General features: G+C 68.5%; 9 protein-coding genes. 2 read left to right on the plus strand and 7 right to left on the minus strand.

The features are described 5' to 3' along the window. Positions 1 to 78: 78 nt before the first annotated feature. Both rpsG and rpsL read right to left on the minus strand, forming a co-directional pair. Positions 79 to 549 carry a 30S ribosomal protein S7 gene (gene rpsG / locus ACXJKD_RS07555; RefSeq protein WP_056915473.1) on the minus strand — a complete coding sequence of 157 codons (471 nt, stop codon included), beginning with the start codon at positions 547 to 549 and terminating at the stop codon, positions 79 to 81. Further along, entirely contained in the window at positions 549 to 923 is a 375-nt protein-coding gene (rpsL, locus tag ACXJKD_RS07560; RefSeq protein WP_056883290.1) for a 30S ribosomal protein S12, read from the minus strand. The genes rpsG and rpsL overlap by 1 nt, the downstream gene beginning before the upstream one ends. A 370-nt stretch (positions 924 to 1293) precedes the next feature. Here rpsL and ACXJKD_RS07565 point away from each other — a divergent pair, with 370 nt between their 5' ends. Next, positions 1294 to 1800 (plus strand): GtrA family protein, encoded by a 507-nt coding sequence (locus tag ACXJKD_RS07565; protein ID WP_457253852.1) that lies wholly within the window; start codon positions 1294 to 1296, stop codon positions 1798 to 1800. Here ACXJKD_RS07565 and ACXJKD_RS07570 read toward each other — a convergent pair. Next, positions 1784 to 2509, minus strand: coding sequence for a glycosyltransferase family 2 protein (locus tag ACXJKD_RS07570; RefSeq protein ID WP_457253854.1), 726 nt, complete (start codon positions 2507 to 2509; stop codon positions 1784 to 1786). The two genes, ACXJKD_RS07565 and ACXJKD_RS07570, sit on opposite strands and share 17 nt — an antisense overlap. A 2-nt stretch (positions 2510 to 2511) precedes the next feature. Further along, complete coding sequence (locus ACXJKD_RS07575) at positions 2512 to 3267, minus strand: class I SAM-dependent methyltransferase (protein ID WP_457253855.1); 756 nt, start codon at positions 3265 to 3267, stop codon at positions 2512 to 2514. Between the two features lie 107 nt (positions 3268 to 3374). Here ACXJKD_RS07575 and ACXJKD_RS07580 point away from each other — a divergent pair, with 107 nt between their 5' ends. Beyond that, a complete protein-coding gene (locus tag ACXJKD_RS07580; protein ID WP_457253856.1) occupies positions 3375 to 5642 on the plus strand; it encodes a hypothetical protein in 2268 nt (755 codons plus the stop codon). A 168-nt stretch (positions 5643 to 5810) separates the two neighbouring features. Here ACXJKD_RS07580 and ACXJKD_RS07585 read toward each other — a convergent pair whose 3' ends face one another. From ACXJKD_RS07585 to ACXJKD_RS07595, 3 genes are all read right to left on the minus strand, one after another. Continuing rightward, on the minus strand, positions 5811 to 9689 hold the full coding sequence (locus tag ACXJKD_RS07585; protein ID WP_457253857.1) for a DNA-directed RNA polymerase subunit beta': 3879 nt from the start codon (positions 9687 to 9689) through the stop codon (positions 5811 to 5813). Between the two features lie 99 nt (positions 9690 to 9788). Further along, positions 9789 to 13265 (minus strand): DNA-directed RNA polymerase subunit beta, encoded by a 3477-nt coding sequence (gene rpoB / locus ACXJKD_RS07590; protein ID WP_457253858.1) that lies wholly within the window; start codon positions 13263 to 13265, stop codon positions 9789 to 9791. A gap of 401 nt (positions 13266 to 13666) precedes the next feature. Further along, the gene (locus tag ACXJKD_RS07595; RefSeq protein ID WP_457253859.1) at positions 13667 to 14305 is read right to left on the minus strand and encodes a hypothetical protein; all 639 of its coding nucleotides are present in this window, start codon (positions 14303 to 14305) and stop codon (positions 13667 to 13669) included. Between the last annotated feature and the right edge of the window lie 13 nt (positions 14306 to 14318).

Below are 14318 nucleotides of genomic sequence, written 5' to 3' on the forward strand. Positions count from 1 at the left end.
TGCGTGGGGGGCGGGGCCTCGACCACGCACCTCCGGTATGCCGCGTGCACGCGGTGGCACGCGGCATACCGGTCGCTGTTACCAGCGGTAGTGCGCGAAGGCCTTGTTGGACTCGGCCATCTTGTGGGTGTCCTCGCGACGCTTCACCGCGGCGCCGAGGCCGTTGGATGCGTCGAGGATCTCGTTCATGAGCCGCTCGGTCATGGTCTTCTCACGACGCTGCCGCGAGTAGCCGACCATCCAGCGCAGGGCGAGGGTGGTCGCGCGGTTGGGCTTGACCTCGATCGGCACCTGGTAGGTGGCGCCACCGACCCGACGCGACTTGACCTCGAGCGTCGGACGGATGTTGTCCAGCGCGCGCTTGAGGGTCACGACGGGGTCGGAGCCGGTCTTCTCCTTGACGCCCTCGAGGGCGCCGTAGACGATCGTCTCGGCGATGGACTTCTTGCCATCGAGGAGGATCTTGTTGACCAGCTGGGTCACCAACGGGGAGTTGTGGACCGGGTCGACGACGAGGGGGCGCTTGGGCGCGGGTCCCTTGCGAGGCATTACTTCTTCTCCATCTTCGCGCCGTAACGGGAGCGGGCCTGCTTGCGGTTCTTGACACCCTGGGTGTCGAGCGAGCCGCGGACGATCTTGTAACGGACACCCGGGAGGTCCTTCACACGACCGCCACGCACGAGCACGATCGAGTGCTCCTGCAGGTTGTGGCCGACGCCCGGGATGTAGGCCGTGACCTCGATGCCGCTGGTGAGGCGCACACGGGCGACCTTGCGCAGGGCAGAGTTCGGCTTCTTGGGGGTGGTGGTGTACACACGCGTGCACACGCCACGGCGCTGGGGCGAACCCTTGAGGGCAGGAGTCTTGGTCTTGGTGACCTTGTCCTGACGCCCCTTGCGCACAAGCTGGTTGATCGTAGGCAACCTGTTCTCCGTACGTAGTTGATGTTCTGTGCCGCCGGGCCGCGGCTGCGGTCCTGCTGGCACTCCTTGGTGTGGTGCCTTGCCCGACCCCCGCACTCGGGTGTGTCGGGCTCGGCGCTCTCCCCTGCACCCTCCACGCGCGAACCATGGCGGTTCGGTTGCGGAGTGCCCGGCGAGAGGGGTGCTGGTCCAGCGGCCGACGGTCGTTCACGGTGGTCGGCTCCGACTCCAGCGCATGACTGAGGCAGACCTCAGACACAGTGTTCAAAGATACCGCCTGCGTGGTACCCGACCAAATCGGTTACCCCGCGCCCCCCGGTCCCGGATTGGTAGCGTGGGGCGTCAGCCACCCACCACCTCGAGGAGCCCCATGGTCGCGCTGCGTGACCGCCTGCACCCGGTGTTCCGGCAGGTCGTGAAGTTCGGCATGGTCGGCGGCCTCGGTTTCGTCGTCGACGTCGGCGGGTTCAACCTGTTGCGCTTCGCCGGCGGCCACGGTCCCCTGTACGACTACCCGCTCAGTGCCAAGGTCGTCTCGGGCGCCGCCGCCACCGTGGTCGCCTGGCTCGGGAACCGCTACTGGACGTTCCGGCACTCCCGCCGTGCCGCGGCCCACCACGAGTTCCTGCTCTTCGCGGTGATGGCCACCGTGGGCACGCTCATCGCGATGGGCTGTCTGTGGGTGTCCCACTACGCCCTCGACCTCACCTCGCCCCTGGCGGACAACATCGCCGCCAACGGCGTGGGGCTGGTCCTGGCCACGGCGTTCCGGTTCTGGGCCTACCGCCGGCACGTGTTCAGCGACCACGCGGACGGCACCGCCCTCAACGAGGTCGTGGAGGAGCTGGACTCCCCCCGGCTCAGCGAGCGCGCCTGATCGACCCCTTGCGGACCCACATGCGCAGCACGAGCACGATCATCTCCAGGCCGAGCCGGATGGTCTTGTCGAGGTCACCCGTGACCGAGGAGACGCCCACCCGGCTGTGGTAGTTGACCGGGACCTGCACCATCCGGGCCCGCATGATGACCGACAACAGCAGCATCTCGAGCCCGTACGCGGAGCCGTCGAGCCTTGACCGCCGAAGGATCTCGTCGGCCTGCGCGCGGGTCATCACCCGGAAGGTGCACCCCACGTCACTGAGGTAGGCGGTGTTGTAGAGCACCTCGATCAGCTTGGCGACCGCCCAGTTGCCCCACCGCAGGAAGGGTCCCATGTTGGCCCCGTGCCAGATGAAGTTGCTGACCGTCCTCGACCCGACGACGACGTCGCACTCGGACATGAAGGCGAGCAGCTTGGTGAGGTCCTCCGGCTTGAACGTGCCGTCGGGCTCGCAGATGCAGACCAGGTCGGTCTCCGCCTCGCGCATCCCGCGCTTGATCGCCGCGCCGTAGCCCTGGGTGGTCTCGACCACCTCACGAGCCCCCGTGCGCGCCACCTCCTCGGAGGTACCGGCCGCCGCGTTGTTGTTGACGACGATCACCTCGTCGACGACGTCAAGCGCCTCGAAGTCGGCGATGCACTGGGCGATGCTCTCTTTCTCGTTGTAGGTGGGCAGGACGACGGCAAGGCTCTTGCCATTCCACATCTTCAGGCTCCTTGGGGGATGGCAGTCGGGGCGGGCTCGGCGACGACCAGCATCTGACCGGCGAGGGGTTTGACGGGCGAACGCAGGTACCAGGGCACCAGGAAGGTCAGGCCGGAGCCGCGCGACTTGAGGGTGAGCGGCAGGAACCGGGCCCTGGCCTCGACGATGCGCCAGCCCTCGGCGACCAGGTAGTCCTGCAAGGACTGGTCGGTGAAGATCGCGACGTGGGTGAAGTCGTCGAAGTAGCGGCCCGGGTTGAGCCGGAAGTTGGGCTGCATGAGGATCAGCCGTCCGCCGGTCCGCAGCACGCGCCGGGCCTCGGCCAGCAGCTGCTGCGACTGGGGGCGCTGGAGGTGTTCGAGCAGGTTGGACGCGAAGACGACGTCGAAGGTCGCGTCGTCGAAGCGGGCCAGGTCGGTGCAGTCCCCCACCACGGCCTCGACGTGGGGGGCCGCGGCCCGCTCCACCGTGCCGTCGAGGTCCATCGCGACGACGCGGCCGGCCTTGACCTGGTTGGAGAAGTCGCACCAGCCCGCTCCGAGCTCCAGCACGGCCGCATCGGGTCGCACCCACCTCGCGAGGTAGGCACACAGGTGTCTCCACACCTTGATCCTGTTGGGGTCCTGGGACAGCCGCGTCTCGAAGTACCCGGCCGTGTAGACCCCGTCAACCGCGGTGTCGACGGGCGCGTCACCCGTCTCTGCGGTCGGACCACCGCTGCTGGGGGACTCCTGGCGTGCCGCTGCTGCGTCTTCCACGGTCGGCAACCTATCAGCCATGAAGCGGGTCGAAATGCCCACGTATACTCGCGCCAGCCCCGCCTCGGGGCGGCCCCCTGACCTCGAGTGACGGAGACCCTCCCGGCATGTCTGCACCGCACCTGACCCGACGAGGTGCGCGACCCGCCCCACGAGAGGTGCTCCTCGGGGCGCTCGCGCTCGCACCCCTGCTCGCCGTGGCGGGATTCCTCGCATATGCCGTCGAGCGCGGCCTGTCGCCGCGTCATGCCGTGACCGCCGCCGCCGCGGTGGGCCTCGTGCAGGTGCTGCCGGGCGCCCTGTGCTGGCGCGCCGTCCGACCCCGTCAGGGGTGGCTGGTCGAGGACCTGGTCATGGGCTTCGCGATCGGGTGCTGCCTCGCCATCGGCGCCCAGGTCGTGGCGGGGCTGTCGCGGGTCACGTGGCTCTCGGCCGGCATACCGCTCGCCGTCGGCGTGGTCCTCGTCCTCGTCCCTGCCACGAGACGGCGCATCGTGGAGGCCCGCTGGACGGCCCTGCCCCCGTGGTTCGGCCCGGTCGTCGCCCTCGCATCCGTGCCGGTGTTCCCCCAGCTGATGGCCTACTTCCACCGGCACGAGCTGCACTGGCCGGCCGGGGCCTGGCAACCGCACATCGACGTCTACCTCCACCAGGCGCTCGCTGCGGAGCTGCTCAACCGAGGCCCCGCGGCCTGGCCCACGGTCCAGGGCGAGGACCTCGGGTACCACTGGTTCGCGCACGCCTGGATCGCCCAGACCGCGCGGGTCAGCGGCTTGGGGCTGGACGAGGTGCTCCTGCGGTTCATGCCGGCCGTGATGCCCTCGATCGTGGTGGCCTGCGCCGCGGTGGCAGCCCTGCGGCTGACCGGTCGCCCCGTGGTCGGCGCGCTCGCGGGCGTGCTGACGATGCTCGGCGGCACCCTCAACGTCTTCGGCCGCTTCGCGCCCGGATACCCCGTCGAACCCCTGTCCCCCACCCTGGCGATGGGCGCCCCGACCCTGTGTGCGCTCATCGTCGTGCTCGCCGTGCGGTGGCGGGGCGAGTCGCTCCGGGGAGCGTTCGTGCTGGTGCCCCTGCTCGCGGTCGCCGCCGCCGGCACCAAGGGCTCCACCTCTCCGCTCGTGGTCGCCGGGCTCGGCCTGGCCCTCGTGGCCATGCTCGTCTGGGACCGCAGCCGCGCGCGGCAGGTGGCCCTCGACCTGGCCGTCGTCACCGCCGCCCTGGTGTTCACCATCATCGTCGTCTTCCACGGCTCGTCGGCCGGCCTCAGCTTCGGCATCGACGACGCAGCCCAGCAGACGGCTACCGGCACGTGGCTGGGGCCGCTCGACACCCCTGCCCTGCGCTGGATGGCCATCGTCACCTCCGTCCTCGGCGTCCTCGCCCGCGGAGCCGCCGGCTTCGCCCTGCCGTTCTCGGCCCGTTGGCGCAAGGACCCGCTCACCTGGCTGTTGCTGGGTGCGTGCCTCGCAGGCGCGGGCGCGCTGGCTGTCTTCTCGCACCCGGGCAAGAGCCAGTGGTACTTCGCCCTCACCGCGATCCCGTTGCTCAGCATCACCTCGGCCATCGGTCTGTACGAGCTGGCCCGGTCACTCGGAGCACGGCGCCTCATCCCGCTGGGCGCGGTCGCAGCCGTCGGCGGGGTGCTCCTGGCCCTCCTGCCGGAGTGGGTCGAGGGCCGTCTCGTGACGGGCGGCTACGAGCAGGCCTGGTCGATGGTCGGCATCGCGGCCGGTGTGCTGGTCGCCACGGCCCTCGCCGCCGCGGCGATGGGGCGCGGACGGTCGGCGCACCCGGCGCGCGGCGCCGTCGCCGTCAGGGCCGCCACCGCCGTCGGTCTCTGTGCCGTCGTCGGGGGGCTGACCGTCTTCGCCAGCTCGTCCTTCGAGCCGGTCAAGACGGTGTGGCAGCCCGTCTCGACCAAGACGTCCTGGTCGGTGACCCAGAAGCAGATCAACGCCGCCCGCTACATCCGCGACCACTCGGCCATCGACGACGTCGTGATGACGAACCGGCACTGCACCTACCCTCGATCCCCCTTCGACGGCTGCGACAGCCGCCGTTGGGTGGTCGCCGCCTTCAGCGAGCGGCAGATGCTCGTCGAGGGCTGGACCGCGACCCCGAAGGCCACCGAGCTCGCACCGCACGGCAGGGACTCGATCACGGTGAACTACTGGAAGCCCGACATCCTGCGGCTCAACGACGACTTCATCGCCGCCCCCACGGAGGATGCGGCGCGTCGGCTCTGGGGTCTCGGGGTGCGCTGGATCTACGTCGAGCACACCCGGCCCTACGCCAAGACCCTCGAGCCCTACGCCACCCGCCGCTACGGCAACTCCGACGCCGAGGCATACCAGCTGCTGCCGCCCCGCTGACGCCACAGGGCGTCACTGACGGGACGGGGTAGTGCCGCGAAGCGAAGTGACCACTCGGCCGCCACCTGGCTCGGGGCGCAGGTCGGCACCGGCGACGGCACGCCAAAGGGCGGGTATGCCGCGTGGTGACCACGCGGCATACCCGCCCTCAGCGGTGGTGCTTGCTGACTAGTCGAGACCCAGCTCGGCGTCGTCGAGGCGGATGGCCTCGCCGGAGCCGGGACCGAACACCGGGTAGTCGTACTCGTAGCTGGGCATCGAGTACATCGCGGCCTTGGCCTCTTCGGTGGCCTCGACCTTGACGTTCCGGTAGCGCGGGAGACCCGTGCCGGCCGGGATGAGCTTTCCGAGGATGACGTTCTCCTTCAGACCCAGCAGCGGGTCCGACTTGGCGTTCATCGCGGCCTCGGTGAGCACGCGGGTCGTCTCCTGGAAGGAGGCGGCCGAGAGCCAGGAGTCCGTGGCCAGCGACGCCTTGGTGATACCCATGAGCTCGGGGCGACCCGAGGCCGGGCGGCCACCCTCGGCGACGACGCGACGGTTCTCGGTCTCGAACCGACCACGCTCGGCCAGCTCACCGGGGAGCAGGTCGGCGTCGGCGGACTCGATGATCGTGATCCGGCGCAGCATCTGGCGGACGATGACCTCGATGTGCTTGTCGTGGATCGACACACCCTGCTGGCGGTAGACGTGCTGCACCTCGTCGACGAGGTGCATCTGCACCGCACGCGGGCCGAGGATGCGAAGGACCTGCTTGGGGTCGATCGAACCCTGGGTCATCCGGTGGCCGACCTCGACGTGGTCGCCGTCGGCGATCAGCAGACGCGCACGCTTGCTCACCGGGTAGGCGTGCTCCTCGGAGCCGTCGTCCGGGGTGAGCATGATGCGACGGGTCTTGTCGGTGTCCTCGATGGCCACCCGACCGGACGCCTCGGCGATCGGGGCGACACCCTTGGGGGTGCGCGCCTCGAACAGCTCGACGACACGGGGCAGACCCTGCGTGATGTCGTCACCAGCCACACCACCGGTGTGGAAGGTACGCATCGTCAGCTGGGTGCCGGGCTCACCGATCGACTGGGCCGCGATGATGCCGACGGCCTCGCCGATGTCGACCAGCTTGCCGGTCGCGAGCGACCGGCCGTAGCAGGCGGCACAGGTGCCGACGTGCGACTCGCAGGTGAGGACCGAGCGGACCTTGACCTCCTCGACGCCAGCGGCGACGAGGGCGTCGATGACCACGTCACCGAGGTCGATGCCGGCCTCGGCGAGGACGGAGCCGTCCTTCTCGACGTCGGCGGCGAGCGTGCGGGCGTAGACCGAGGTCTCCACGTCGTCGTGCTCGACCAGGGCGCCGGCCGCGTTCTTCTGTGCGATCGGCATGGTCAGGCCACGCTCGGTGCCACAGTCGTCCTCGCGGATGATGACGTCCTGCGAGACGTCCACCAGACGACGGGTCAGGTAACCCGAGTCGGCGGTACGCAGCGCGGTGTCGGCAAGACCCTTACGCGAACCGTGCGTCGAGATGAAGAACTCGAGCACGGACAGGCCCTCGCGGAAGTTCGCGCGGATCGGTCGCGGGATGATGTCGCCCTTCGGGTTGGACACCAGACCACGCATACCGGCGATCTGCCGCAGCTGCATCCAGTTACCACGCGCACCCGAGGACACCATCTTGTAGATGGTGTTGGTCTTCGGGAGGTTGGCCTCCATCTCCTTGGCGACCTCGTTGGTGGCCTGGGTCCAGATCTCGATGAGCTCCTGGCGACGCTCGTCGTCGGTGATCAGACCGCGCTCGTACTGGACCTGGACCTTGGTGGCCTTGGTCTCGTAGCCCTCGAGGATCTCGAGCTTGCGCGGCGGGGTCACGACGTCGGAGATGGCGACCGTGGTGCCCGAGCGGGTCGCCCAGTGGAAGCCGTACTCCTTGAGCGCGTCGAGGGACGCAGCCACCTGGACCTTGCTGTAGCGCTCGGCCAGGTCGTTGACGATGGTCGAGAGGCGCTTCTTGTCGACGACCGCGTCCACGAACGGGTAGTCGACCGGCAGGGTCTGGTTGAACAGCGCCCGGCCGAGGCTGGTCTCGACGATGAGCGAGGCAACCTGGCCCAGCTCGTTCGCCTCGACACCCTCGCCCAGCTCCGTGCCGGGGATCGGCACGACGTCGAGCAGGCGGATCTTGACCTTGCTGCCGAGCTCCAGCTCGCCGGCGTCGAACGCCATGCGGGCCTCGGAGACCGACGAGAACGCGCGGCCGGAGCCCTTGCCGTTCTCCACCTCGGAGGTGAGGTGGTAGAGCCCGATGATCATGTCCTGGGTGGGCATGGTCACCGGACGACCGTCGGCCGGCTTGAGGATGTTGTTGCTCGAGAGCATGAGGATGCGGGCCTCGGCCTGCGCCTCGGTGCTCAGCGGCACGTGCACCGCCATCTGGTCACCGTCGAAGTCGGCGTTGAAGGCCGAGCAGACGAGCGGGTGGATCTGGATGGCCTTGCCCTCGACCAGCTGGGGCTCGAAGGCCTGGATGCCGAGTCGGTGCAGGGTGGGTGCGCGGTTGAGCAGCACGGGGTGCTCGGTGATGACCTCTTCGAGGACGTCCCACACGACCGGGCGGGCCCGCTCCACCATGCGCTTGGCCGACTTGATGTTCTGCGCGTGGTCGAGGTCGACCAGGCGCTTCATCACGAACGGCTTGAAGAGCTCGAGCGCCATCTGCTTGGGCAGACCGCACTGGTGCAGCTTGAGCTGCGGGCCGACGACGATGACCGAACGGCCGGAGTAGTCGACGCGCTTGCCGAGCAGGTTCTGGCGGAACCGGCCCTGCTTGCCCTTGAGCATGTCGGACAGTGACTTGAGCGGACGGTTGCCGGGGCCCGTGACCGGGCGGCCGCGACGGCCGTTGTCGAAGAGGCTGTCGACAGCCTCCTGGAGCATCCGCTTCTCGTTGTTGACGATGATCTCCGGCGCACCGAGGTCGAGCAGTCGCTTGAGTCGGTTGTTGCGGTTGATCACGCGACGGTAGAGGTCGTTGAGGTCGGAGGTCGCGAAGCGGCCACCGTCGAGCTGCACCATCGGGCGCAGGTCCGGCGGGATGACCGGGACGGCGTCGAGGACCATGCCGGAGGGCTTGTTGGTCGTCGCCTGGAAGGCTGTCACGACCTTGAGCCGCTTCAGCGCACGGGTCTTCTTCTGGCCCTTGCCGGTGGCAATGATCTCGCGCAGCAGCTCGGCCTCGGCCACCAGGTCGAAGTCCTCGAGGCGCTTCTGGATCGCCGCGGCGCCCATGCCACCCTCGAAGTACAGACCGAAGCGGTCACGCATCTCGCGGTAGAGGATCTCGTCGCCCTCGAGGTCCTGGACCTTGAGGTTCTTGAACCGGTCCCAGACCTGCTCGATGCGCTCGATCTGCATGTCGGCGCGCTTGCGGATCTGGTTCATCTCGCGCTCGGCGGACTCGCGGACCTTGCGACGGGCGTCAGCCTTGGCACCCTCGGCCTCGAGCTCGGCGATGTCGGACTCGAGCCGCTTGGCACGGGTGTCGACCTCGGAGTCGCGCTTGTTCTCGTACTCCTTCTTCTCCACCTCGATCTGCGCCTCGAGCGAGGGCAGGTCCTTGTGACGCTGCTCCTCGTCGACGGACGTGATCATGTAGGCCGCGAAGTAGATGACCTTCTCGAGGTCCTTCGGGGCGAGGTCGAGCAGGTAGCCCAGGCGCGACGGGACGCCCTTGAAGTACCAGATGTGGGTGACGGGGGCGGCGAGCTCGATGTGGCCCATCCGCTCACGACGCACCTTGGCGCGAGTGACCTCGACGCCACAGCGCTCACAGATGATGCCCTTGAAGCGGACCCGCTTGTACTTGCCGCAGTTGCACTCCCAGTCCCGGGTGGGGCCGAAGATGCGCTCGCAGAACAGGCCCTCCTTCTCGGGCTTGAGCGTGCGGTAGTTGATCGTCTCGGGCTTCTTCACCTCGCCGTGGCTCCACTGGCGGATGTCGTCCGCCGTGGCCAGGCCGATGCGCAGTTCGTCAAAGAAGTTGACGTCGAGCACGTGGTTCCTTCTTCCGTGTCTCTAGCTAGAACTTAAGGGGTTGGTCGTGAGGGGAGGTATGCCGCGTGGTCACCGTGGCGGTGAGCACGCGGCATACCGTCAGACCTCTTCGACCGAACTGGGCTCGCGCCGGGACAGGTCGATGCCGAGCTCCTCCGCCGCGCGGAAGACGTCCTCGTCGGACTCCTTCAGCTCGATGGAAGTGCCCTCGCTGTTGAGCACCTCGACGTTCAGGCACAGCGACTGCATCTCCTTGATGAGCACCTTGAAGGACTCGGGGATGCCGGGCTCCGGGATGTTGTCACCCTTGACGATGGCCTCGTAGACCTTCACGCGGCCCTGGACGTCGTCGGACTTGATCGTGAGCAGCTCCTGCAGCGCGTAGGCGGCGCCGTAGGCCTCCAGTGCCCACACCTCCATCTCACCGAAGCGCTGGCCACCGAACTGAGCCTTACCACCCAGCGGCTGCTGCGTGATCATGCTGTAGGGGCCGGTGCTGCGGGCGTGGATCTTGTCGTCCACGAGGTGGTGCAGCTTGAGGATGTACATGTAGCCCACGGACACCGGCTCGGGGAACGGCTCGCCGGAGCGGCCGTCGAAGAGCCGGGACTTGCCGGAGCCGTCGATGAGCCGGACGTCGTCGCGGGTCTTGGTCGTCGAGTCGAGCAGACCCACGATCTCGTCCTCGCGCACACCGTCGAACACCGGCGAGGCGACTCGCGTGCCGGCCGGGGCCGAACGCGCATCCTCGGGGATGAGCTTTGCCCAGTCCGGGTTGCCCGCGATCTCCCAACCGCGGGAGGCGGCCCAGCCGAGGTGCAGCTCGAGGATCTGTCCGACGTTCATCCGACCGGGGACACCGAGCGGGTTGAGCACGACGTCGACGGGGGTCCCGTCCTCGAGGAACGGCATGTCCTCGACCRGCAGGATCTTGGAGATGACGCCCTTGTTGCCGTGTCGGCCGGCGAGCTTGTCACCATCGGTGATCTTGCGCTTGTTGGCGACGTAGACGCGGACCAGCTGGTTGACGCCCGGGGGCAGGTCGTCGCCTTCGTCCTTGTCGAACACCTTGACGCCGATGACCGTGCCGGTCTCGCCGTGGGGCACCTTGAGCGACGTGTCGCGGACCTCGCGGGCCTTCTCACCGAAGATGGCGCGCAGCAGGCGCTCCTCCGGGGTCAGCTCGGTCTCACCCTTGGGCGTGACCTTGCCGACGAGCAGGTCGCCGTCGCGGACCTCGGCACCGATGCGGATGATGCCGCGCTCGTCGAGGTCGGCGAGGACCTCCTCGGAGACGTTCGGGATGTCCCGGGTGATCTCCTCCGGCCCCAGCTTGGTGTCGCGGGCGTCGACCTCGTGCTCCTCGATGTGGATCGAGGAGAGGACGTCGTCCTGCACCAGGCGCTGGCTGAGGATGATCGCGTCCTCGTAGTTGTGGCCCTCCCACGGCATGAACGCCACGAGCAGGTTGCGGCCCAGGGCCATCTCGCCACCGTCGGTCGCGGGACCGTCGGCGATGACGCCGCCGGCCTCGACCCGGTCGCCCTCGTTGACGACGACGACCTGGTTGTAGGACGTGCCCTGGTTGGAGCGCGCGAACTTGGCGATCCGGTAGGTGCGGGTCGAGCCGTCGTCACCGGCGACGGTGACGAGGTCGGCGGACACCTCGGTGACCACGCCAGCGGTCTCCGCACGGACGACGTCGCCCGAGTCGAGCGCGGCGCGGTACTCCATGCCGGTGCCGACCAGCGGAGCCTCGGACTTGACCAGCGGCACCGCCTGGCGCTGCATGTTCGAGCCCATCAGGGCGCGGTTGGCGTCGTCGTGCTCGAGGAACGGGATCAGCGCGGTCGCGGCCGACACCATCTGTCGGGGCGAGACGTCCATGTAGTCGACGTCGGCACCGGGGATGTAGTCGATCTCGCCGCCCTTGGTGCGGACGAGCACGCGGTCCTCGGTGAACAGGCCGTCGTTGTTGATGACGGCGTTGGCCTGCGCGATGACGTGCCGGTCCTCCTCGTCGGCGGACAGGTAGTCGACCTTGTCGGTGACCTTGCCCTTGACGACCTTGCGGTACGGCGTCTCGATGAAGCCGAAGGCGTTGATCCGACCGTAGGAGGCGAGCGAGCCGATCAGGCCGATGTTCGGGCCCTCAGGGGTCTCGATCGGGCACATGCGGCCGTAGTGCGACGGGTGGACGTCACGGACCTCCATGCCGGCGCGGTCACGGGACAGACCACCCGGGCCGAGGGCCGACAGACGCCGCTTGTGCGTCAGGCCCGCGAGCGGGTTGTTCTGGTCCATGAACTGCGACAGCTGGGAGGTGCCGAAGAACTCCTTGATCGAGGCCACCACGGGGCGGATGTTGATCAGGGTCTGCGGCGTGATCGCCTCGACGTCCTGCGTGGTCATGCGCTCGCGGACGACGCGCTCCATGCGGGACAGGCCGGTGCGGACCTGGTTCTGGATCAGCTCACCCACGTTGCGCAGGCGACGGTTGCCGAAGTGGTCGATGTCGTCGACCTCGACCGGCACCTCGTCGCCGTTCTTGCCGGCGAGGGTGGACTCACCGGCGTGCAGCGCGACGATGTACTTGATCGTGGCGACGATGTCGTCCACGGACAGCACGGAGGCGCTGAGCTCGGCGGCGACGCCCAGCTTGCGGTCGATCTTGTAGCGACCGACCTTGGCCAGGTCGTAGCGCTTGGGGTTGAAGTAGAGGTTGTCCAGGAGGGTCTGGGCGGCCTCACGGGTCGGCGGTTCGCCCGGGCGCAGCTTGCGGTAGATGTCGAGCAGCGCGTCGTCCTGGCCGGCCGTGTGGTCCTTCTCCAGGGTGAGTCGCATCGACTCGAAGTCGCCGAACTCCTCGAGGATGTCGGCCTCGGACATGCCGAGGGCCTTGAGGAGCACCGTGACCGACTGCTTGCGCTTCCGGTCGACGCGGACGCCCACCATGTCGCGCTTGTCGATCTCGAACTCCAGCCAGGCACCGCGGCTCGGGATGACCTTGGCGGTGTAGATGTCCTTGTCGGACGTCTTGTCGGGCGTGCGCTCGAAGTAGACGCCCGGGCTGCGGACCAGCTGCGACACGACGACACGCTCGGTGCCGTTGATCACGAAGGTGCCGCGCTCGGTCATGAGCGGGAAGTCGCCCATGAAGACCGTCTGGCTCTTGATCTCGCCAGTCGTGGTGTTCATGAACTCCGCGGTGACGAACAGGGGCGCCGAGTAGGTCTGGTCGCGCTCCTTGCAGTCTTCGATGGAGTACTTGACCTCCTCGAAGCGGTGGTCGCGGAACGACAGCGACATGGAGCCGCTGAAGTCCTCGATGGGAGAGATTTCCTCGAAGATCTCCTCGAGGCCGGAGCGATCCGGCACATCCCCACGGCCAGCGGCCTTGGCCTCTGCGACACGGGCCTGCCAGCGCTCGTTACCGAGCAGCCAGTCGAAGCTTTCCGTTTGCAGCGCCAGGAGGTCGGGGACCTCGAGGGGTTCGCGGATCTTCGCGAACGACAGACGGCCGGAAGCCGTCCGTGCGGTGGACACAGTCTGAGTCGCGTTGCGCGAGGCAGCCAAGGAGGGGTCCTTCCACGGGCCTTGTCTTAAAACTGATGGTTCGAAACCGGTGCAGCGCCAGCCGCCAGCCGGACCACGCAGGAGACTGGGCCACGAATCCGTGCCGCAGGGCACGACGAAGGGCTGAGGTCTGAGGTGAGGTCAGGAAAGAGGGCAGCGCAAAGGGTTACCATACACGAAAGAGGGCAGCCTCGTCCAACCGTGTCCAGCGGGCTCGCGCCACGAACTGTCGACGGGGGTCAGGCCCGGGCCACAAGCCGCGGGCTGATCCGACGCAGATGAGGATGACGCGCCAAACCCCCCACGTCAAGACAATCTCGGCGCGCGTCGCCGAACGGACTGCGGCGACGCACCCGGGAGGGGTACATCGCCGCAGGTCAGGAGGGCTGTCCGGGGGTGTCCTAGAAGGCCGCGACCTTGCTGATGAGCCAGCGGTCGCCGACCTTCGACATCGTCGCGATGACGCGGTTCTGGTCGACGACGGGCTGCTTCTGGTCGGTCCCGACGCGCGCCTGGTTGACGAACGCGAGCACCGTGACGGTGGTGTCGGAGGAGCTCATCACGCCGATGTCGGAGACCCTGGCCTGCACGACGGTCTGGTTCTTGACCGCGAGCGGCGTGATGTCCTTGGCCATCGCGGCGCTGAACTCGCCCTTGAAGGACCCGGTCAGCAGGCCCTCGATCTGGGCCGCCTGGGCGTCGATGGTCTTGTAGTTGTAGCTGAGCATCTGCTCGATCGACGTGCGGGCCTGGCTGGCCGCCGCCCGGTCGGTCCGCGCCTGGGCCGCCGGGTCGCGCAGGCTGACGCCAGCGACCGTGCCGAGCAGCGCGAGCACCGCGACGAGCGCGACGACCGGCGCCAGCCAGCGTCGACGACCGGCGGTGCCCTGCGTGCCGACCGGTGCCGTGGCGGCGGTCCGCTTCGGAGCCGGCTTCGTGGGCGCCGGCTTCGTGGCCGTCGAGGTATGCCGCGTCAGCGGCTTCGGCTCGACGGGCCCCTGTGCCTGCGGGGCGCGGGCGCGCGAGCGCTCACCGGCCACGCGGGGACGTTGC

The sequence above is a fragment of the Pedococcus sp. P5_B7 genome (assembly GCF_054049895.1).